Raw genomic sequence first — 20,120 nt, forward strand, 5'->3', positions numbered from 1 at the left:
CTCCTTTAGTCTATTTTCTCGAGCAGTAAACAAAGTTCTTCCCTCATTTTTTTATGTTGATCTATAACATAAAAATCCGGATCCTTCATAGCCTTCATCTCACTGAGAACCTTATTTATAATATCAAGCCTTCTTTGTATATACCTCTTTAACAGCGGATCTTTCTTTTCAATCAGCTTTTCACCAATGTGATAGTAAAACTCATCCTTTGACACCGTATTTCCCGTCCATCGTGCAACAATAACATTATATATTCTGAATCCTTCATTTATCAATCCTTCATCGTAAATATCAAACCCATTTCCATAAAGCCATTCTCTCACCGTTTCAATGCAGTTCATAGGCTGTATGACCAAAGTTTTTGCCAGCTTTGCCTTTTCAATATCTTCGGCCAATATCTCCCGGATAAGAACGCCGCCCATTCCGGCTATAACGCACACATCCATTTCTTCCTCAGAAATAGGTTTTAAGCCGCTTCCTAACCTGGTTTCTATCCTACCTTCCAAACCAAACTGCTTAATATGCCTGTTTGCCACTGCAACAGGGCCTTCGCGAATATCACAGGCAATAGCTTTCCTGCATCTTTCATTTTTAACCATATAAATAGGAATATATGCATGATCAGTTCCAATATCACTCAAAATATTGCACTCAGGTGTCATATCTGCAATAAATTTAATTCTTCCCTTTAATATCATTCCATCACCTGTTATAATATGTATAGACACTACATTTTTCCATATATTTATATTTTATCCACAAGTTGTGTCTGTGCATTAACATTTGGCACTATATATTGAGAATAACTAATATTCTCATAAATTATACAAAAAAAACAGAACATAATAAATAATAATTATTATAAATTTTACTGAGGTGTTGCAATATGAATTTGATTTTCAGACTTTCTGCTCAGGTAAAGGACACAGAAAGTGCATCCGAAACGGTAATATTAACAGAAAGCCTTAATAATTGCATCGCAAATAAAAATACCATTAAAAAAAGTATCAACACAAAGACCAATGACAATACGGAAAATTTCGATACATTTTTGGAAAAAATAAAATAAGGAGTAACCTTTTTAAATATACTTCCAAAGCATAATCAGCATAAAATTAAGGCAAAAAACTTCCGCTTATTTTGAATACTCCTCATGGAAAGGAAATCAAAACAAAGCGGAAGTTGTTTTTATGTCTTAAAAAATTTTTTGTTTTAATGAGTAAGTCTTTGCAATTGATTTTTGAATACATTCTGCCATCACTCTTCAATAATTCTTCCGTCGGGAGAAATAACCACAACCTGCCACGGAATAATCTTGCCGCTATTTTGAAGTGCTCTTTTTACAGCATTTTCAATTCCCGCACAGCATGGAACCTGCATACGAACAACAGTAATACTCTTTATATTATTATTGCTGATAATAGCCGTAAGTTTTTCCGAATAATCGGTATCATCCAGTTTAGGACAGCCTATCAGGGTTATTCTGTTTCTTATAAATCTGTTGTGGAAATCCCCGTAGGCATACGCTGTACAATCGGCTGCAATAAGCAGATTTGCATTGTCAAAATAGGGTGCGTTTACCGGAACAAGTTTTATTTGTACAGGCCACTGTAAAAGCTGACTTTCAACCGCCGGTATTTCATTGGGAACTGCATGCCCAGTCTCCCTGTTTATTTGCCTTGATTGCGAACCCGGGCAGCCAAAAGGCATATTTTGAGCAAATTTTTTCATTTTATTTTTCATAACAGCTTCCTCATCATAAGGTGCTGCCTCGCGTTCTTCAAAAGAAATGGCACCTGTGGGACATGCCGGTAAACAATCTCCTAAGCCGTCACAATAGTCATCTCTCAATAGTTTTGCCTTGCCGTCAACTATTCCGATTGCACCTTCATGGCAGGCTTCTGCACAAAGGCCGCATCCGTTGCACTTTTCTTCATCTATTTTTATAATCCTTCTGATCATCTTTCTTACCTCCTCTATTTTACCGCTCTTCAGGGCAGTTTAATAAAACTTTTAAAATTTACTTATCTTGACCTTGTGATGTTATTGTACTATAATCAATTAAAAATATCTGTTGTTTTTACAACAAAAGCGAGGTAATTATGAAAGAATATCTGAATGTTTTGTGTACTTCACCTTTGTTTTCCGGTATCGACAAAACCGACCTTGATTACATGTTAAAATGTTTGTCTGCAAGAAAAGCATCTTACACCAAAGACGAATATATTCTGTCTGCCGGCGATGCCATAAAGGATGTTGGAATTGTTTTATGCGGAAGTGTAAATATAATCAAGGAAGATTTCTGGGGAAATCGTGCCATACTTACTAAAGTGCAATCCGGAGAAATGTTTGGAGAAGCCTTTGCTTTTGCAAATATCCAAAAACTTCCGGTAAGTGCCGTTGCAGCTGAAAAAGCGGAAGTACTTTTCGTCGATTTCGGTAAAATCACTACTACCTGTTCTTCTGCGTGCCTTTTTCACAGCAGGCTCATTCAGAATATACTTAAAATACTGGCAAGCAAAAATATAATGCTGACACAAAAATTAGAACATATAGTAAAGAGAACAACAAGGGAAAAGCTTCTTTCCTATCTGTCCGAGCAGGCTATAAAGTCCGGTTCAAATACCTTCAGCATACCCTTTAACCGCCAGGAACTTGCCGATTACCTGTCAGTAGACAGAAGTGCCATGTCAAAAGAACTTTGCAAATTACGTGACGAAGGAATTCTGGAGTTCCATAAAAATAATTTTAAACTTGCTAAAGAATATTAATTTCATTCTCTTTATGCAAAAATTAAACAGCCACCCTTTTTCAGAGTGGCTGTTTTAAATATCCAATAATTTTGGTGGGCCTTCAGGGACTCGAACCCCGGACCAACCGGTTATGAGCCGGTTGCTCTAACCAACTGAGCTAAAGGCCCGCTTGGCTCCTCAAGTAGGACTCGAACCTACGACCCTGCGGTTAACAGCCGCATGCTCTACCGACTGAGCTATTGAGGAATGCTTATCGTGCTAAGCTTTTCATCACCGAGCACAGATTATATTATACTTAAGCATCGTTATTCGGTCAAGAGAATTTTTCACCTTTTTATAAAAATTTTATCAGTTTTCATTTAATTTCATCGTAATTCTAGCTAATACGCTGTTATACTACTTTTTTGCATATTTTTTTCAATCAAAAGCCGTTAACATCATAAAGGTGTAAATCGACGTATAATCCACGGAATGAAGCGTTAGGTCACACAATAATAAACTTAGATTAATCCCGGTATTTCGCATTAAGAATTTAAGGTTCAATAGCCAAATATAAATTTAAGTTATCTCTTAATTTTTTTGATTTCTATACTCCAATAGCAGTTCTCTCAGCTTGCTTGCATGCCTGCCTTCCTCCTCTGCAAACTGCTTGAAAACCTCCTTTACCTTTTCATCTTCTATCCTCTTTGAGTACATTTCAAAATCCCGTACCATTTCCATTGAGTTTTCCCATGCTATCAGCAATCTATCATAGGTGGTAAATTCTATTTCATTTTTGTTTGTTTGATCCATCAAACTCATCTCCTCTTTTCTATTTATTTTTCTTGCATTATTTTGTTACACAGACTAATTATTTATTCCATGTAAAATTTTTTTATTTTTAACTTTGCTCTAATATCCGGCATCCACCTTCAAAAAAACCGTGTCAATCATGTTTAACACTTTTTCCCTATGTTCAGTAAATCGAACAGTATTAGTTATTGATTTTTATATATTTTTCTATTATTATACAAATGAATCAATTTTACTCCCCTAAATCCCGTTACAAAAAGTTCTGCTTTTTGTAAGCACTTATTTGTACGGGAATTTTTTTTAGGGTAGATTCTCCCATAATCAAAACCGAAAAGAGCAGATGGAATATTAACCATCTGCTCTTTTTGATTCCTTATATTTTCATTTAATTTTTATATTTAATCAAGGTAATCCTTCAATTTTTTGCTTCTGCTTGGATGCCTGAGTTTTCTCAATGCCTTGGCTTCTATCTGCCTGATTCTTTCTCTGGTAACGTTAAACTCTTTGCCAACTTCCTCCAAAGTCCTTGCTCTTCCGTCATCCAGACCGAATCTAAGCCTCAGCACTTTTTCTTCCCTTGGAGTCAAAGTATCCAAAACATCAATCAGCTGCTCTTTTAACAATGTAAACGCAGCAGCCTCCGATGGTGCCGGTGCATCATCATCGGGTATGAAATCTCCAAGATGGCTGTCTTCTTCCTCACCAATAGGTGTTTCCAGAGAAACAGGCTCTTGCGATATCTTCATTATCTCCCTTACCTTTTCAACAGGCATATTCATTTCCTTTGCAATTTCTTCAGGCTGAGGCTCCTTTCCCAGTTCCTGAAGCAATTGTCTGGATACCCTTATCAGTTTGTTTATTGTCTCAACCATATGGACAGGTATTCTGATTGTCCTTGCCTGATCCGCTATAGCACGGGTTATAGCCTGCCTGATCCACCAGGTAGCATAAGTACTGAACTTGTAACCCTTGCGGTAATCAAACTTCTCAACGGCTTTAATCAAGCCCAGATTACCTTCCTGTATCAGGTCAAGGAACAACATTCCTCTTCCCACATATCTTTTGGCTATGCTGACAACAAGCCTTAAATTGGCCTCTGCCAGTCTCTTCTTAGCTTCCACATCGCCCTTTTCCATTCTTTTTGCCAATTCGATTTCCTCATCGGCACTCAAAAGGGGTACCTTTCCGATTTCCTTGAGGTACATCCTTACCGGATCATCAATACTTATACCCTCAGGCACCGAGAGATCAAGGTCTTCTTCAGTAAGCTGAATATCCTCAATCTCATCTTCTATATCTCCAACAACATCTATTCCCAAGTTTTCTAGAGTCTCATAAACCTTCTCTATCTGCTCAGGATCAATTTCGATTTCTTCAAAGGCATCCATTATCTCCTTATATGTGAGCATACCTTTTTGTTTGCCTTTTTCAATAAGTTCCTTTAAAATTGCTTTTTTACTTTCATTATTGGGTTTCACTACTGCCCCTCCGATCATTCATTAAAATGTATCTCTACATACTTTTTTTCCGAATTAAAATGTTTTTTAGCTCCTCTTTAAGCTTTTCAACATCTTCTTTGTTTTTTTGCGAAGAAATCATGCTAAGTATCTCTTTTTGCCTTTTGTCAAGCTTGATTCCCTCTATTTTCTTAATTATATCCAAAATAGCCCTTAAGTTATCCTCAAAATTACATTCCCCCTGTATCAATCTTGCAAAAATATTCGCCGATTCATTGCTTACTAAGTTTAAAAGCTCTGCCGGCACTATACCTTTTTTATCTTTAATTTTATTAAAAATAATTTCAGCAACTTTTCTGTTCTCTTCTAAAGTAAAAAATTCTAAATCAATCTTGTCTTCAATTTTTTTATATAAAGAGTTGTCTATACACAGCAATGATAAAACCATTCTCTCATAGTAAGCCAAATTGTCTTCTGTTGCCTGATTGTTTTTTTCCTTTTTTGCAACTTTCGGCTGCTCCACTTTAACAGTGGGCTTAAAATTCCCCTTAGGCTTAATTCTCTTAATAACCTCGGCAAACATGGATTCCTGACTTATGCCATAATCCGCAGAAATCTTTTTTATATACATTTCCTGCTCGACACTATTGTTGATTTTAGCAATAATGTCTGCCGCCCTGTTCAAAAAGTTAATTTTTCCCTCAATGGTTGCGGTATCAATTTGCTTCTTTAACATTTTAATTTTATATTCAACCAATGTCAAAGCATTATCTACCAATTTTCTAAAAGCTTCAGCTCCATTGCTTTTAATAAACTCGTCGGGATCCTTTCCCTTTGGAATCAATAACACTTTCACATTACAGCCTATATCGTTCAGGAGATTCAAACCCCTCATTGTAGCTTCCTGGCCTGCTGTATCTGCATCATAGGAAATTATTATTTCTTCAGCATATTTTTTCAGAAGCCTTCCCTGACTTTCCGTCAATGCTGTGCCAAGAGATGCTACTGTATTTATTATTCCAAACTGATACAGGGATATTACATCCATGTATCCTTCAACAACAATAATTCGTTTCTCCGATGAATTTTTGGCAAAATTCAGCGCATATAAATTTTTTCTTTTGTTATAAACAAGAGTTTCTGGAGAATTCATATACTTAGGAAGCGAATCATCCAAAACCCTTCCCCCAAATCCAATTACATTGCCACGCAAATCAAAAATCGGAAACATAAGTCTTCCCCTAAACCTGTCATAAAAACCGTTTCCGTCTTTTCGCGCAATCACCAAACCGCTGTCTGCCAAATCTTCATCACTATAATTCTTACTTTTCAGGTACTTGTATAATGAATCCCAATCATTGGTTGAATAACCCAGCCCAAATTTTTTCGCTATACTTTCGCTGACTTTTCTCCTGGCAAGATATTGCCTTGCTTCAGAATTTCCGGGTGCATTCAGCTGTTCATAAAAAAATCTTGCTGCATCGGTATTTATTTTTATAATTTTTTGAATTTTAAGAGCTCTTTTTTTCTCCTCTTCGCTTTCCCCCTCAGGCAGCGTAATTCTAACTCTTTCAGCCAGAAATCTTATAGCCTCTATGTACTCTAAATTTTCAATATTCTGTATAAACTGAATTACACTTCCGCCTTTTCCGCAACCGAAACAATAAAACATCTGTTTTGTATTGTCTACACTGAAGGACGGCGTCTTCTCCCGATGAAAGGGACAAAGTCCGAAATAATTCTTTCCCTTTTTCTCGAGTTTTACATACTCACTCACGACATCAACAATGTCGTTGCTCATCCTTATTTCTTCTATTAATTCTTCCGGATATTTCACATACATTCTGCTCTCTTCTTTCAATACATCTCCTTTTATTAAAAAACTATACTCTATATATTTCTAAGGTCTTGTAACTGAAATTATCATGTTACAGACCACTAGAGATCTCAGCAAATCACTTTTCTTTAAAATAAAACTTCGACATTATTATTAATATTCCTTCTTTTTATTGTCAATTTTAATTATTTGCATTGGTCAAACTATAGCTTTAAAAATGGTCGGTTCAATAATATAATTGCACTAAATATCATAAAATTTATCAAAATCAATATTTTTTTATAAGCAATTATTCCTTATTTCCTCATAAACTTAATTATTATTCTACATAAATTCAAATAATCCTTCTTAAAAAAAATATTTTTAGATATTTTTTCAATAATACTGCCAAATTATACGTATAGCCGCATTAAGCACAATTTGAAGAACAATTCTTCATTTGTCGAATATTGCTGCCACAAATGCAATGTATAATTTTTATACCAAAAAACTTATCCCCTGTATCGAAAAATTTTATAATTTATCTAAAAATATCAAATCAACAGTTTTTTTAAGAGTCACGAATCAATTCCACGGCTCCGGAATGAAAATTTCTCTAAACTTTTTCACTGCAAATCTATCGGTCATTCCTGCAATATAGTCGCATACAACCTTGTCATAACCGTCCCGGTCAATAAATTTATACATTTCCTTAGGAAGCAGGTCTTTATTTTCTTTAAAATAGTAATATAGCTGCTTTACAATATTCTGTGCCTTTATTTCTTCCTTTTTGGCCTTTGAGCCGATATATACGTTTTTAAACATATATTCCCGCAGCTCATTCATGGCTTTTTGAATATGAGGGCTCATTCTTATTTCATTTACCCCTCTGCTCTGCTCAACGATGTCTACAATCATGGTATTTATTCTTTCTCTTGAACTATAGCCGAGTACTTTTAAACATTCCTCCGGCAAATCCTCATTTGAAATTATACCGCCTCTGATGGCATCGTCAATATCATGGTTTATATATGCAATTCTGTCGGCAAATCTTATAATCTGTCCTTCCAATGTTGAAGGAAGCACATCGCCGGTATGGTTTTTTATTCCGTCCCTTACTTCCCATGTAAGGTTTAATCCGTTTTCCTTTTCAAGCACATCCACAACTCTCAGACTCTGCTCATTGTGTTTAAACCCCTGGGGACAAATAGAGTTCAGTACAGTCTCCCCGGTATGACCGAAAGGAGTATGCCCAAGATCGTGACCTAAAGCAATAGCCTCCGTAAGATCTTCATTCAGTCTGAGACTTCGCGCTATAGTTCTGGCAATTTGAGTAACCTCCAACGTATGGGTTAGCCTTGTTCTATAATGGTCTCCCTCCGGAGAAATAAATACCTGGGTTTTATGCTTTAACCTTCTGAAAGCCTTTGAATAAACAATCCTATCTTTGTCCCTTTGAAATCTGGTCCGAAGATCGCATTCCTTTTCCTCTATTTCTCTGCCTCTGGATTGAGAGCTCAACTGGGCATAAGGAGAAAGAGTCCTTTTTTCAAGTTCTTCGAGCTCTTCACGTACTAACATAATATCAACACCTTTCAATTTCAAAGGATATACATTGTTATATTATACTATTCTCTATTTCCTTTGAAAATCCTTTTATTAGATAAGGAAATGTCTTTTTGTATTGTGAATATTTAGGTAATTGTAACAAAAAAAGCAAAAAAAAAGAGCTGTAAAAGCTCTTTTTTAACGATATTTTCTATAAAGCCATAAGGTCATCTAAAACACTTGGTAACCCGACTGGTGTTACCGTATTCCTGGCCAACAGACTCAGTATTCCTTTTGTATCCTCCTTACTGTTGGACAAGTTTCGAATAATTTCACTTTCGGCATAGTACTCGTTATCTTTCTTTACAATTTCAATTCCATAAACTTTGTCTCCTGCACAACCATAACTCTGGCTATAATCACTCTCGATAAGATAGTACTCCAGTTGCATCTTACCGTTTACCGAATCTCCTTCCTTTAATTCAACCTCCACTTTGCTTTGCAAATATTTGCTCAACAAGCATGTCCACCCCCATACCCCATCATTCTAACATACATTATACAATAATACCAAAATTTTGTATACAATAAGTTTTAGATAAAATTTTCCACCATCAGCAATATTGCAACTTATTTTTCTTTTTTATTTTAATTTTCTACACAATAAAACCTGTATTATGTCATATAATGTTATTTTTTGTCCATTTTTACTTACGAAATAATTTCTTGTATTTTAACATCTTTCTCAACCATCATATCTATATATCTGTTTCCTACTTTAATTATAGGCTTGGACACACTCCTGGGATTTATATATACAATTTCTCCTGTCTCTCCGCCATTAAGTCTTACCTTATCTCCAATATAATAGTTGGCCATATTGTTCAGCAATACGTTCACCACAACAGGACTTAATTTTCCTATTGAATCTTCCTCCATATATTTAAATACATCAAAGGGGGTTTCCTTTCCTTTATATACTCTGTTGGAAGTCATGGCATCGAAAATATCAGCCACAGAAACTATTTTTGTAATCAAATGTATTTTTTCACCGGTTAATCCGGTAGGATATCCTGAACCATCTTCTCTTTCATGGTGCATCAATACTGCTGCCAAAACATCTCTGTCTATTAAAGGGACACTTTCTAAAATTCTATATCCATAAACAGTATGTTTTTTCATTTCCTCAAATTCTTCATCGGTCAATTTTCCCGGTTTGTTCAAGATATCAAAAGGTACCTTTGTTTTACCTATATCATGCAGCAAACCTGCCTGTACCAGTAATCTCAATTTTTCATCGTTTAGTTTCATCCACCTGCCAATAAGCAAGGAAATAAGCGACACATTGACACTGTGGCTGTATGTATATTCATCAGCACTTCTGATTTGATTCAGGCAGTTTACAATATCACTTCTTTCATCTGCTTTCTCCAGCACAGAGTCAACTACTTCATTCACTTTGGCAGAGTTAAATCCGTTTCCGATGGAAATATCCCAAATCAATTCTTTAACCTTTTTTACATTTTCATTATACTTCTTCTGAAAAACATCCTTGGTTTCGACTTTTATAAATTCTCTGTCAAAAATCTGCAGGCGGTAAATACCTAAATTTTTCAGCTTACCTATAAGATTATCATCAAGAACTGTCCCTTCAGATACCACTATTGCACCGTAGTCATTTAGAATTGTCTCCGCTATCTTCATACCGGGAACTAAATCAGAAGAATAAACAAATACTTTTTCCATATTTTCACCTTTGATTTTTATAAGTATTAGAAACTAATATAATAAAATATACAACAAATATCGATTAAATCCTGCTTTTAATTTAAATGTATAAAAAAATTAACATCCCTCTGTTATAAACATTAAAAAGCATAACTGGTAATGTTTTTGCATTGAAAACAAACAGTTTTTATGGTATCTTCTATAAAAGCGCTGCTCTTTACAGCATCGCTATTTTTGTTTTGAAACGGCACAGGATATAACTTTATAAGACTCAATTACAGACTTTAGAAAGTATAGAATTTGTTTCAATTATTAATTATTAGGTGGGTTGAATTATTAAAGGGGGTTAAACCATGCAAACCAACAAGATAAAAAAGATTGCCTATGATAAAATCATGAAAATTTTTGAAGAATTTAGAAAAATCAATAGTTTTTCCATGGCATTAATAAAATACGGTACTTTTGCCGCACTTATATTACTTTCATTAGGTATATCAGTATTGATACTTAATCAGACAGTTCTTGACTATAACAGCTATACCAAATTTGTTGCAACCATGATAATAAAAAACAGCATTGTACTTATGGCAGAATTTATTATCGGTGGACTTGTTATAGACTATTTTGTAAAATAATATAGCTGCCTGACTTTTTAAAATATCCTGTTTTTACAGACAAGCAGCCCAACAGACAGTTCCTTATGGTCTGAAAGTTTTTAACTGTAACTTTACAGACCATTATTATTTTGGGTCATATATCTCCCCGTGCTCTTCCTCACCCTTTATCTCCACTATTTTATTGTTTTCATCCACAAAAACTATTTTGGGATTAAAGTTTTTTGCCTCATTTTTTTCGAACAGGCCGTAAGAAATAATAATTACTATATCTCCAGGGTGCACAAGCCTTGCTGCGGCACCATTCAAACAGATCACACCGCTCCCTCTTTTTCCCGGAATTACGTAGGTTTCAAATCTATTTCCGTTATTGTTGTTAACCACTTGTACCTTTTCATTTTTCATTATATCGGCAGCATCCATTAAATCCTCATCAATGGTTATACTTCCTACATAATTTAAATTTGCCTCTGTTACTACCGCCCTGTGGATTTTCGATTTCATTAAATGCACAAACATGTTTACACCTCCACTATTACATTATCGATAAGTCTCGTTTTGCCGAACTTTACAGCCAGAGCTATCAATACATTTCCCTTAAGCTCTTCCAATTTTTCAAGGCTGTCGGCACTAACCACTTCAACATAGTCAATTTCCGCAAGTTTTTCAGTCTTAATTCTGCCCTCAATATATTCCGCTATCTTTTTGCCGCTTCTTTCACCCTGTTTAATAAGTTCTTCAGCTTCAAACAGAGACTTCGACAGTATAAGGGCAGCTTTTCTCTCTTCACTGCTCAAATAAGTATTTCTTGAACTCATAGCCAAGCCGTCCGGTTCCCGGACTATTGGACATGCTACCACTTCAAGATTCATATTGAGATCTCTAACCATCTTTTTTACGACAACAACCTGCTGCGCATCCTTTTGTCCGAAATATGCCTTATCAGGCTCAACAATATTGAATAACTTATTGACAACCGTAGTAACTCCCCTGAAATGGCCTGGTCTTGAACGCCCACAAAGCACTCCGGTTATATCCTCCACATTCACATAAGTCTTGTAGCCGTCAGGATACATTTCTTCCACCGACGGTGCAAAAACAACATCAACTCCCACCGATTCCGCCATAGCCAAATCCCTTTCCAAATCGCGGGGATATCTTTCAAAGTCCTCATTAGGCCCAAACTGAGTAGGATTTACAAATATACTCATTACCGTAAAGTCATTCTCCTGAACTGACCTTCTTGCCAGTGACAAATGGCCTTCATGTAAATAGCCCATGGTGGGAACAAATCCAATGGTCTTTCCCATAGATTTATTTGATTTTATTATTATTTTCAAGTCGCTGATTTTATTAACCAATTTCATATATTATCCCTTCTTTTCCTAATTATTACAAAACAGATATTATAGTTTTATTTTTATAAGTGCAATAATATACTCTAAACACTTGTTTCAAAGTCTTATAGATATTCCTCTTAAAGTTTAATTTTTTCCAAAGCTTCAATTACCTCATCCTCAACGGTAAAGGAGTTCTTCTCTGTAGGAAAGACACCTTCTGTAACATCCTTTATATAACTCTTAACCGAATTTTCCAAAACTTCACCCACGTCGGAGTATCTCTTTGTATGCCTTGGAATAAAGTCTCTAAACATTCCGATAATATCGTGAATTACAAGTACCTGTCCGTCACACATAGCACCCGAGCCTATACCTATTGTAGGTACTTCAAGCTTCTCGGTTATGAATTGGGCAAGCTTGTAGGGAACACATTCCAATACTATGGCAAAAACACCGGCTTCCTGAAGCAGCAAGGCATCTCTGTATATCTTTTTTGCAGTTTCAAAGGTTTTACCCTGAGCCTTATGTCCTCCAAATACGTTTATAGACTGGGGTGTATAGCCTAAGTGTCCCATAACCGGTATCCCGGCACGAATTATTGCTTTTATATCTTCTACAACCTCTTCTCCGCCCTCAAGCTTAATTGCCTTGCATCCGGCTTCATTAACCAGCCTTCCGGCATTCCTCACACTTTCATATATACCCATGTGATAGGATAAAAAAGGCATATCAGCCACAACCATTGCCCTTTTTGCACCTCTGACAACAGCCTTTGTGTGATGAACCATATCCTCCATGGTTACCCTTGTGGTATCTTCATATCCCAAAACCACCATACCCAGCGAATCGCCCACAAGAATTGCATCAATTCCCGACTGGTCTATTATTTTAGCCGTAGGATAATCATAAGCCGTAAGCATGGTAATCTTTCTGCCGGTTCTTTTGCTTTCACGAAAATTTGAAACTGTAATCTTTTCACTCATCTTATCAACACTCCTTAGCATTTAATGCTCTGTTTGCATCCCGTTATTGTTCTTTGAATAATTCATAACCGAAAATATTCCGTCTTTTCTTTAAAATTATCTCCAAAAATCATTAAATTTTTCTATTAAAAAATCTATAACCAAATAATTTCACTAAAACCTTATATTAAAAAAGTCAGTTCAATAAGAACTGACTTTAATCTATCAACAAAAATATATTAAAGCTTATGCCAATCTGTCCTTGTCCAAATCGGATCAAAGCAGTTCTTTCAATAAATTGTTCAATTAATTCAAAGGCCGTACGGTTCACATTCGATACCGTCAGCTTGTGAAAAAATACTAACACAAAATAAAAAAAAAATCAATATTTATTCTTTAAGAGATTACAGCAATAAAACCTCTGAAATTATCGTACCAAACATAATTAAAACCCGGGAACTTAAATGTTCCCGAGTTTTATTACCTTCCTCCATTAAGCCTTAGCAGGTTTGGAAGCTGCCTGCTTCTTCGCCTGGCGCTCCTTCAATATTACCCATACAGGACTTGCAATAAATATTGTAGAGTATGTTCCGCTTATAAGACCTACCAAAAGCGGCAGTACAAAGAGCTTAATCGATTCAATATTATAATAAGCAGCAAATATATACACTGTCAAAATACATGCAATAGTAGTTAATGCTGTATTTATTGTACGGCTAAGGGATTGTGATATACTCTTGTTCGCAATAGTTGCAAGACTTTCTTTTCTTAGCAGAGTACTGTTTTCTCTTATTCTGTCGAATATAACAATAGTATCGTTGATTGAATAACCTACTATTGTCAAAACAGCTGCAATGAACGATTCGTTCACAGGAAGCCGGAATATTGCATACAGAGCTATCATTACCATAACGTCATGCAGCAATGCAACTACCGAAGCCAGTCCTGCCAGAAGACCTCCCATAACCTTAAATCTTACCCATACATATACAACCATTAATGCAGCAGCAATTACAATGGCCAAAATACTTTTAGTAGCCATCTCCTTACCCATGGCTGGGTCAACTATCCTAGGTGTAGGCTTTGTACCCTCTTTTACTTCAAAATTCTCTTCTATTGCAGCAACAACTTTCTCATACTCTTCATCGGAAAGCTTAGAAGCAATGTTTAAAACCAGCAAGTCAACTCTTTCATTGGTTGTATCCAAAGAATATGAAGTTTGTGCATTTGCAATTTTTCCCGAAGCTTGCTGTGCAACATTAATAGCCTTATTTAAATCAACGTTAGGATTCTCCATTTGAAACTCAAGGATAGTACCTCCCTGAAACTGTATGTCAAGGTTCATACCTTGATGATATATAAGCGCTATTATACACGCAATTAAAATCAATGCTGAAAAACCGAAGAAATATTTTCTGTTACCTACAAAATCAAACATTGCTGTTGCCTCCCCTCACACCGTACAACCAACGGCTCTTTGTAATTTTATAGCTGGATACTGCCCGCAGGAAGGTTCTCGATATAACTATAGCAGTAATAAAGTTCAACAATACACCCAAGCCCAATGTAAAGGCAAAGGACTGTATAGGACCGGAACCCAAGAAATAGAGCACTACTGCTACAATCAATGTGGTAATATTACCGTCAAATATTGCCGCAAAAGCCCTGTCAAATCCTGCATCAATAGCAGCCTTAACCGTCTTGCCTGATCTTATTTCTTCTTTTATTCTCTCGTATATAATAACGTTTGCGTCAACACCCATACCTATTGTGAGTATGATACCGGCAATACCTGCCAGGGTAAGGGACATTCCCACCGATGATATAATCAAAACCTGAGTAACAATCTGGAATATAAGAGCTATATCAGCTATAATTCCAGGCAATCTATAGTACAATAACATAAACAATATAACAAGGATACCTGCTATCAATCCAGCCCTTAAAATAACATCAAGAGCACTTTTACCCAGAGTCGGACTGATGGATTCAATCTGAACTGCCTCAAGCTTAAACGGCAACGCACCGGCATTGATTGTATTGGCAAGCTCAGTAGCCTCCTTGATTGCAGCATTAGGATCAGCATTGCTAATTTCTATAACAGCACTGTCTCCACTAATCTTTTCTCTAACAGTGGGTGCAGAAATCAGCTGTTCGTCCATGAATATGGCTAAAGGCTCTCCCACCAGACGTCCTGTAGCTTCCTCAAACTTTTTTGCTCCCTCGGAACTCAATTTCAAAGCAACATATATCTTTCCGGTGTTTGGGTTTGTTTCCGGTGCAGCTTTTACCACATCGTCACCTTTTAGTATTATTTTGTCGTCCAAAGGCAAATAATTGCCGTTTTCATCCACTTTTTCCTTGTCCACTTCCCTAAAGGTAAGCTGAGCTGTCATACCCAACTCATTTATCGCTTTATTGGGATCAAATTCTTTTTCATCCTGTCTCCAGGGTATTTCTACGATGATTCTCTTATTGTTCTTTTCAAGTAATACTGTTCTGTCGTAAACCTTTTGAAAGTCCAATCTATTTTCAACTACCTGTTTTGCCGCTTCCATCTGTTCATCAGTTGGATTTACGTCAGCTGGTGCCGTCAAAACTGCTCTGACACCTCCCCGGATGTCAATACCGTATCTGATATTTTCCGACACTTTCGGTATGTCGATATTTGTTCCCTGAATTACAAGTCCCGCTATTGATATATAAGTTAATAAACCTATAATCAAAATCAGAAAAAGGGACTTAATTCCGTAGTTGCCTTTCATCTGTAAAATTCCCCCTTTTAATCTTGTCCACATGAAGATATTATATAACTATAAAATATGCTCGTCAATAATCAAACTAGCATGAGTGTTAATTTTAGGTTATTGCTAAAGTAAATGGGTACCGTTAATAATCAACTGAAACTTCAGCCCTAAAAACTCTGCTGCTCTTCTGTTCATCGTCATTCTAACCAAAAAAATCTCAAAATAATCCATTACAGGACAGATATTTGTGTCGATGTGCAGTTCAAGAACCGCAATTTTTTTCTCCTTGTCCACATATATTTTTGAACTTTCAACGGCATAATTCACCCTGTCATGTATATCAAAGGTAGTAATATCGTTATTTCTAACCCTTGTCCTGTGAACATCGGATTTATCTGCAAGAATCACAGCCGCTGAAATAGGACTCACTGCACCGCCGCTGCCTTCGTCATGATGGCCTATTGCCAGCATTATTTCTGCGGCTTCTTTAATTTCCATGCCCATTTTCGTTAATATCTGATATGCCAGAATAGCACCATAATGGGCATGATCCACTCTATTTACAGCATTCCCGATATCATGAAGATAACCGGCCATTTTAGCCAGTTCCACTTCACGTTCCTCATACCCCAAAGTCTTCAGTATATTTCCTGCGGCATTAGCCACCAGGGTCACATGTCTGAAGGAATGTTCGGTATACCCCATCGCAGCAAGCTGCTTGTCCGCTGTTTCAAAAAGAGTGGAGATCTCTTCATTCTTCTTTAAATCTTCCAATGTGATTTTGCCCACACAGCCACCCCTCTCAAAAAACGCATACCATCTTATCCGCCCTTTTGCAAAAAAACTCTGTATGGAAAATTTAAGTTTCTACGCTCATCATGATCATATATTTACATATACTTATTGTAAATATTTTTACACATTAAGTATTACTATATACCTTGGGACTTTATCCAAAGAGCACATTCCAGTCTTTTCTTTTCAAGCTCGCAGCCCACTTTATAAGGTATATTGATGTCATTGTGAAATTGGTAGGAATTAGCTGCACATCCTCCGCTGCAGTAAAATTTTGCCCAGCATTTGCTGCATTCTTCCTTTGTATAAACATTCGAACCTTTAAAATGTTCCTGTATCTCGGTGTTCAGTTTGCCTTCCACCACATTTCCCATTTTAAATTCGGCATTTCCGACAAACTGATGGCAGGGATATATATCTCCCTCGGGAGTTATCGCAACATATTCATGGCCTGAACCGCAGCCTCTAAGCCTTTTCGCAATACATGGGCCCTGAGAAAGATCAATCATAAAGTGAAAGAAATTAAATCCTCTGCCTTCCTTTTTACGTTTTACCAATTCAAGGGCCAGTTTTTCATATTCTTCAAACAGCACTGGCAAATCCTCTTCTCTTAAGTCGTATCCCGAATCCTTTCCAGCAACCACCGGCTCTACCGATATTTGCTTGAAACCTTCATCGGCCAGATGCAGTACATCTTTGGAAAAATCAAGGTTTTCTCTGGTAAAGGTTCCCCTCACATAATAATTGTCCTGCCCGCGGGACTCTGCCATATCTTTTATTTTAGGCAGTATATCATCATAACAGCCGGTACCGTCGACTCTAAACCTCATTTTATCATTTACTTCTTTGCGCCCGTCAATACTGAGAACCACATTTTGCATATTTTCATTCAGATAATTCTTTATGTCTTCATCCAGCAGCAGGGCATTGGTTGTCAACGTGAATCTGAAGTTCTTGTTAAACTCTTTCTCTTTTGCCCTTGCGTAGTCTACAATCTCTCTTACCGTTTCAAAATTCATCAAAGGCTCTCCGCCAAAAAAGTCAATTTCAAGATTTCTCCTATTGCCCGATTCTTTAATAATAAAGTCTATGGCTTTTTTGCCCACCTCTGCCGTCATCATCATTCTCTGACCGCCGAAATCCCCTGTTGAGGCAAAACAATATTTGCATCTTAAATTGCAGTCATGGCTTATATGAAGGCAAAGTGCTTTTATTACCGGCTTTTTATCCCATAAGGCAATTGTCTCTTCATAGACATCCTGGGAATAAAGCAGCCCTTCCGCCTTAAGACTGTCAATATCCTTAATGGCTTCAACAATCTCTTCCCTCTTATACTTTCCCGAAAGCAGTCCGACTATTTCTTCGGGCGTATTGTTTTCATAGTAGTCCAACACATCATAGGCAACATCATCGAAAATGTGCACAGCACCACTGTTCACATCCACAACAATGTTTGTGCCGTATAGCGAAAATTTATGAATCATAAATCAATCTCCCCGCTTTTAGGAATAAATATTGGGGCATTCGGCCCCACGGAAAAATTCAGTGTAAAAACGATAAATAAAAATATTACTGCAAAAAAATAAACACATTTTCCGCTGTAATCAAAAAGTGAAAGGTTTAGCCTTCCTTTCACTTTCAGTTATAGCTAATATTAATGTAGACAGAAATACTAAAGCACTGCATTAGTTTTTCTCACAGCTCTGATTTGCAACTGTGCATGAAGTTTTGCAAGCTGATTGGCATGAAGTCTGGCATTCGCCGCATCCGCCTTTTTTCAAGCTGTCTTTTAAAGTTGAGCCGTTTATAGTTTTGATATGTTTCATTCTGTTTCCCTCCATTGATAAATTTACAGGCCATATTATAGCACATAAAATACGTCTTGGAAAGACAAATATTCTCAATCCTGTAATGTTAATCTTTATTCCCATCCATAACCATATATTTTGCTCTAATTTTTAAAGCCGGCTAAATACTGCCGGCATAATCTTAATTTCTTCTCAATTCCTCCAGTAGCTTTACAAAGTACTCGGGAAGTTCCGATTCAAACTCCATATATTCATTGGTGATAGGATGAACAAACCCCAGGAGTTTGGCATGAAGAGCCTGTCCCTCTATGTTATACTTGTCCTTTTTCCTTCCGTAAACGGTATCGCCTATAATGGGATAGCCTATATAGGACATATGAACCCTGATTTGGTGGGTTCTGCCTGTCTCCAGCTTAACTTCCAGCATTGTGGCATCTTTAAATCTTTCCAGCACTTTAAAGTGGGTAACGGCTCTTCGGCCGTTTTTTGTATTCACCGCCATTTTCTTTCTGTCCACAGGATGCCTTCCTATAGGTGCATCAATTTTTCCCGCTTCCTCCCGAATAATGCCATGGACTAAAGCAATATAAACCCTGTTTATATCGTGTTCCTTCAGCATCATTGAAAGCTTTTCATGGGCTTCATTACTCTTTGCAACCACCAATACTCCCGATGTATCCTTGTCTATCCTGTGAACTATACCGGGCCTTATTACACCGTTTATACTGGACAAATTATCCCCACAGTGTTTCATCAATGCATTTACCAAAGTTCCGGAATAGTTGCCTGCCGCCGGATGCACCACCATTCCTTTAGGCTTATCAACCACTATAATATGCTCATCCTCATACAATATCGGGACATCAATATCCTCCGGGACAATGTCCAGTACCTCCGGTTCAGGAATCTGTACGGTTATATCATCCTTCATCCTGACCTTGTAATTTGATTTAACCGCAGTTCCGTTTACCAGAACCAGTCCGTCATTAATCAACTTCTGTATGTATGAGCGAGAGTATTTATCAAGCATTTTTGACAGCCATGCATCAATTCTTGTTCCGTTTTCTTCCGATATAAGCTTTATTTCTTCCGCTTTTCTTATTTCACTCATATCCATACCTAACTTTCCGTCATTTATAACTCATTGTTTTCAATATTTTTTTCATCCTTCATAACAAACAAAATATAGTAGGATAAACACAGAGTACCAATCACAATAAAGCAATCGGCAACATTAAAAGTAGGAAAATTGTATGACCAAAAATGGAAATCCAAAAAGTCAACAACCCCACCGTTTCTAAAAGCACGATCTATCAAGTTTCCGATTGCCCCGCCCAATATCATTGACAGGGATAACTTAAAAATTTTGTTATCCGACTTTACAAGGTAATGGGCTAAAATAATCGACACAATTATTGTAACCGGAATTAAAAAAAATCTCCATCCTTCCAGAATTCCCCATGCAGCACCGGTGTTTTTCCAATGGGCCAGATAAAAAAAACCGTCAATCACCGGTATTTTCTCGCCAAAGGCGATGTTATTCATGACCAAATACTTTGTAAACTGATCCAGTCCTATTATCGCCAAAATAATTACTACCCAAATCATAACTACCCTTACCTTTCGACATTTTTATCCGTAACAGATAAAATTATATATACTTTATAAATGATTGTAAAGCATTAAGGTATTTCCCGACGGTGTCAATCCGTTGCAGGCTAAAATTAAGTATTCCTTTCTGCCTCATCAATAGCATCCTT

Annotated in this window: 21 protein-coding genes and 2 tRNA genes; 3 read left to right on the forward strand and 20 right to left on the reverse strand. The window is 36.7% G+C overall.

The window, feature by feature from the left end:
• Nucleotides 1-5 precede the first annotated feature (5 nt).
• Entirely contained in the window at nucleotides 6-728 is a 723-nt protein-coding gene (locus tag CLOCL_RS10280) for a tRNA (adenine(22)-N(1))-methyltransferase (protein WP_014255286.1), read from the reverse strand.
• Nucleotides 729-886: 158 nt separating this feature from the next.
• On the opposite strand from CLOCL_RS10280, the gene CLOCL_RS10285 reads away from it, so the two are divergent.
• Nucleotides 887-1,069, forward strand: a complete 183-nt coding sequence (locus CLOCL_RS10285) for a hypothetical protein (RefSeq protein ID WP_014255287.1) — start codon at nucleotides 887-889, stop codon at nucleotides 1,067-1,069.
• 188 nt (nucleotides 1,070-1,257) lie between these two features.
• On the opposite strand, the gene CLOCL_RS10290 is transcribed toward CLOCL_RS10285, so the two are convergent.
• Nucleotides 1,258-1,962 (reverse strand): ATP-binding protein, encoded by a 705-nt coding sequence (locus CLOCL_RS10290; RefSeq protein WP_014255288.1) that lies wholly within the window; start codon nucleotides 1,960-1,962, stop codon nucleotides 1,258-1,260.
• A gap of 140 nt (nucleotides 1,963-2,102) precedes the next feature.
• Here CLOCL_RS10290 and CLOCL_RS10295 point away from each other — a divergent pair, with 140 nt between their 5' ends.
• Nucleotides 2,103-2,771, forward strand: coding sequence for a Crp/Fnr family transcriptional regulator (locus CLOCL_RS10295; RefSeq protein WP_014255289.1), 669 nt, complete (start codon nucleotides 2,103-2,105; stop codon nucleotides 2,769-2,771).
• A gap of 72 nt (nucleotides 2,772-2,843) precedes the next feature.
• Here CLOCL_RS10295 and CLOCL_RS10300 read toward each other — a convergent pair.
• From CLOCL_RS10300 to CLOCL_RS10335, 8 genes are all read right to left on the reverse strand, one after another.
• Nucleotides 2,844-2,920: transfer RNA gene (locus CLOCL_RS10300), tRNA-Ile, on the reverse strand.
• Between the two features lie 3 nt (nucleotides 2,921-2,923).
• A tRNA-Asn gene (locus CLOCL_RS10305) sits at nucleotides 2,924-2,999 on the reverse strand.
• A gap of 324 nt (nucleotides 3,000-3,323) precedes the next feature.
• Nucleotides 3,324-3,545 (reverse strand): ferritin family protein, encoded by a 222-nt coding sequence (locus tag CLOCL_RS10310; protein ID WP_014255290.1) that lies wholly within the window; start codon nucleotides 3,543-3,545, stop codon nucleotides 3,324-3,326.
• Between the two features lie 398 nt (nucleotides 3,546-3,943).
• Nucleotides 3,944-5,023, reverse strand: a complete 1,080-nt coding sequence (gene rpoD, locus CLOCL_RS10315; RefSeq protein WP_014255291.1) for an RNA polymerase sigma factor RpoD — start codon at nucleotides 5,021-5,023, stop codon at nucleotides 3,944-3,946.
• 34 nt (nucleotides 5,024-5,057) lie between these two features.
• Nucleotides 5,058-6,845, reverse strand: a complete 1,788-nt coding sequence (dnaG, locus tag CLOCL_RS10320) for a DNA primase (protein WP_014255292.1) — start codon at nucleotides 6,843-6,845, stop codon at nucleotides 5,058-5,060.
• A 558-nt stretch (nucleotides 6,846-7,403) separates the two neighbouring features.
• Nucleotides 7,404-8,399: a deoxyguanosinetriphosphate triphosphohydrolase gene (locus CLOCL_RS10325; protein ID WP_014255293.1), complete on the reverse strand. Its 996-nt coding sequence runs from the start codon at nucleotides 8,397-8,399 to the stop codon at nucleotides 7,404-7,406.
• A 178-nt stretch (nucleotides 8,400-8,577) separates the two neighbouring features.
• Nucleotides 8,578-8,883, reverse strand: coding sequence for a DUF6514 family protein (locus CLOCL_RS10330; protein WP_014255294.1), 306 nt, complete (start codon nucleotides 8,881-8,883; stop codon nucleotides 8,578-8,580).
• A 194-nt stretch (nucleotides 8,884-9,077) separates the two neighbouring features.
• Nucleotides 9,078-10,112, reverse strand: a complete 1,035-nt coding sequence (locus CLOCL_RS10335; RefSeq protein WP_014255295.1) for an HD-GYP domain-containing protein — start codon at nucleotides 10,110-10,112, stop codon at nucleotides 9,078-9,080.
• A 335-nt stretch (nucleotides 10,113-10,447) separates the two neighbouring features.
• On the opposite strand from CLOCL_RS10335, the gene CLOCL_RS10340 reads away from it, so the two are divergent.
• Nucleotides 10,448-10,729, forward strand: a complete 282-nt coding sequence (locus tag CLOCL_RS10340) for a hypothetical protein (protein WP_014255296.1) — start codon at nucleotides 10,448-10,450, stop codon at nucleotides 10,727-10,729.
• 105 nt (nucleotides 10,730-10,834) lie between these two features.
• Here the strand turns inward: CLOCL_RS10340 and panD are convergent, their stop codons facing one another.
• From panD to lspA, 10 genes are all read right to left on the reverse strand, one after another.
• Complete coding sequence (gene panD / locus CLOCL_RS10345) at nucleotides 10,835-11,227, reverse strand: aspartate 1-decarboxylase (protein WP_014255297.1); 393 nt, start codon at nucleotides 11,225-11,227, stop codon at nucleotides 10,835-10,837.
• Between the two features lie 2 nt (nucleotides 11,228-11,229).
• Complete coding sequence (gene panC, locus CLOCL_RS10350) at nucleotides 11,230-12,075, reverse strand: pantoate--beta-alanine ligase (RefSeq protein WP_014255298.1); 846 nt, start codon at nucleotides 12,073-12,075, stop codon at nucleotides 11,230-11,232.
• Nucleotides 12,076-12,185: 110 nt separating this feature from the next.
• Nucleotides 12,186-13,031, reverse strand: a complete 846-nt coding sequence (gene panB, locus CLOCL_RS10355) for a 3-methyl-2-oxobutanoate hydroxymethyltransferase (protein WP_014255299.1) — start codon at nucleotides 13,029-13,031, stop codon at nucleotides 12,186-12,188.
• Nucleotides 13,032-13,503: 472 nt separating this feature from the next.
• Nucleotides 13,504-14,448, reverse strand: a complete 945-nt coding sequence (gene secF, locus CLOCL_RS10360; protein ID WP_014255300.1) for a protein translocase subunit SecF — start codon at nucleotides 14,446-14,448, stop codon at nucleotides 13,504-13,506.
• Nucleotides 14,441-15,775 carry a protein translocase subunit SecD gene (gene secD / locus CLOCL_RS10365; protein WP_014255301.1) on the reverse strand — a complete coding sequence of 445 codons (1,335 nt, stop codon included), beginning with the start codon at nucleotides 15,773-15,775 and terminating at the stop codon, nucleotides 14,441-14,443. The genes secF and secD overlap by 8 nt, the downstream gene beginning before the upstream one ends.
• Before the next feature lie 105 nt (nucleotides 15,776-15,880).
• On the reverse strand, nucleotides 15,881-16,546 hold the full coding sequence (locus CLOCL_RS10370; protein WP_014255302.1) for an HD domain-containing protein: 666 nt from the start codon (nucleotides 16,544-16,546) through the stop codon (nucleotides 15,881-15,883).
• Nucleotides 16,547-16,689: 143 nt separating this feature from the next.
• Nucleotides 16,690-18,036 (reverse strand): thioether cross-link-forming SCIFF peptide maturase, encoded by a 1,347-nt coding sequence (scfB, locus tag CLOCL_RS10375; protein WP_014255303.1) that lies wholly within the window; start codon nucleotides 18,034-18,036, stop codon nucleotides 16,690-16,692.
• Between the two features lie 201 nt (nucleotides 18,037-18,237).
• Complete coding sequence (scfA, locus tag CLOCL_RS21590; RefSeq protein WP_014255304.1) at nucleotides 18,238-18,378, reverse strand: six-cysteine ranthipeptide SCIFF; 141 nt, start codon at nucleotides 18,376-18,378, stop codon at nucleotides 18,238-18,240.
• Between the two features lie 163 nt (nucleotides 18,379-18,541).
• On the reverse strand, nucleotides 18,542-19,477 hold the full coding sequence (locus tag CLOCL_RS10380; protein WP_014255305.1) for an RluA family pseudouridine synthase: 936 nt from the start codon (nucleotides 19,475-19,477) through the stop codon (nucleotides 18,542-18,544).
• Nucleotides 19,478-19,494: 17 nt separating this feature from the next.
• Entirely contained in the window at nucleotides 19,495-19,968 is a 474-nt protein-coding gene (lspA, locus tag CLOCL_RS10385; RefSeq protein ID WP_014255306.1) for a signal peptidase II, read from the reverse strand.
• Nucleotides 19,969-20,120 lie beyond the last annotated feature (152 nt).

Source organism: Acetivibrio clariflavus DSM 19732, assembly GCF_000237085.1.
In the GTDB taxonomy this organism is placed as follows: Bacteria; Bacillota; Clostridia; order Acetivibrionales; family Acetivibrionaceae; genus Acetivibrio; species Acetivibrio clariflavus.

Excerpts from the sequence above, each read along its gene's own strand:
- CLOCL_RS10295 (WP_014255289.1), top strand. The coding sequence starts at position 2,103 with ATGAAAGAATATCTGAATGTTTTGTGTACTTCACCTTTGTTTTCCGGT.
- secD (WP_014255301.1), bottom strand. The coding sequence starts at position 15,775 with ATGAAAGGCAACTACGGAATTAAGTCCCTTTTTCTGATTTTGATTATA.
- scfB (WP_014255303.1), bottom strand. The coding sequence starts at position 18,036 with ATGATTCATAAATTTTCGCTATACGGCACAAACATTGTTGTGGATGTG.
- CLOCL_RS10310 (WP_014255290.1), bottom strand. The coding sequence starts at position 3,545 with ATGGATCAAACAAACAAAAATGAAATAGAATTTACCACCTATGATAGA.
- CLOCL_RS10380 (WP_014255305.1), bottom strand. The coding sequence starts at position 19,477 with ATGGATATGAGTGAAATAAGAAAAGCGGAAGAAATAAAGCTTATATCG.
- panB (WP_014255299.1), bottom strand. The coding sequence starts at position 13,031 with ATGAGTGAAAAGATTACAGTTTCAAATTTTCGTGAAAGCAAAAGAACC.
- CLOCL_RS10325 (WP_014255293.1), bottom strand. The coding sequence starts at position 8,399 with ATGTTAGTACGTGAAGAGCTCGAAGAACTTGAAAAAAGGACTCTTTCT.
- lspA (WP_014255306.1), bottom strand. The coding sequence starts at position 19,968 with ATGATTTGGGTAGTAATTATTTTGGCGATAATAGGACTGGATCAGTTT.
- secF (WP_014255300.1), bottom strand. The coding sequence starts at position 14,448 with ATGTTTGATTTTGTAGGTAACAGAAAATATTTCTTCGGTTTTTCAGCA.
- CLOCL_RS10340 (WP_014255296.1), top strand. The coding sequence starts at position 10,448 with ATGCAAACCAACAAGATAAAAAAGATTGCCTATGATAAAATCATGAAA.
- scfA (WP_014255304.1), bottom strand. The coding sequence starts at position 18,378 with ATGAAACATATCAAAACTATAAACGGCTCAACTTTAAAAGACAGCTTG.
- panC (WP_014255298.1), bottom strand. The coding sequence starts at position 12,075 with ATGAAATTGGTTAATAAAATCAGCGACTTGAAAATAATAATAAAATCA.
- CLOCL_RS10285 (WP_014255287.1), top strand. The coding sequence starts at position 887 with ATGAATTTGATTTTCAGACTTTCTGCTCAGGTAAAGGACACAGAAAGT.
- CLOCL_RS10290 (WP_014255288.1), bottom strand. The coding sequence starts at position 1,962 with ATGATCAGAAGGATTATAAAAATAGATGAAGAAAAGTGCAACGGATGC.
- dnaG (WP_014255292.1), bottom strand. The coding sequence starts at position 6,845 with ATGTATGTGAAATATCCGGAAGAATTAATAGAAGAAATAAGGATGAGC.
- CLOCL_RS10335 (WP_014255295.1), bottom strand. The coding sequence starts at position 10,112 with ATGGAAAAAGTATTTGTTTATTCTTCTGATTTAGTTCCCGGTATGAAG.
- panD (WP_014255297.1), bottom strand. The coding sequence starts at position 11,227 with ATGTTTGTGCATTTAATGAAATCGAAAATCCACAGGGCGGTAGTAACA.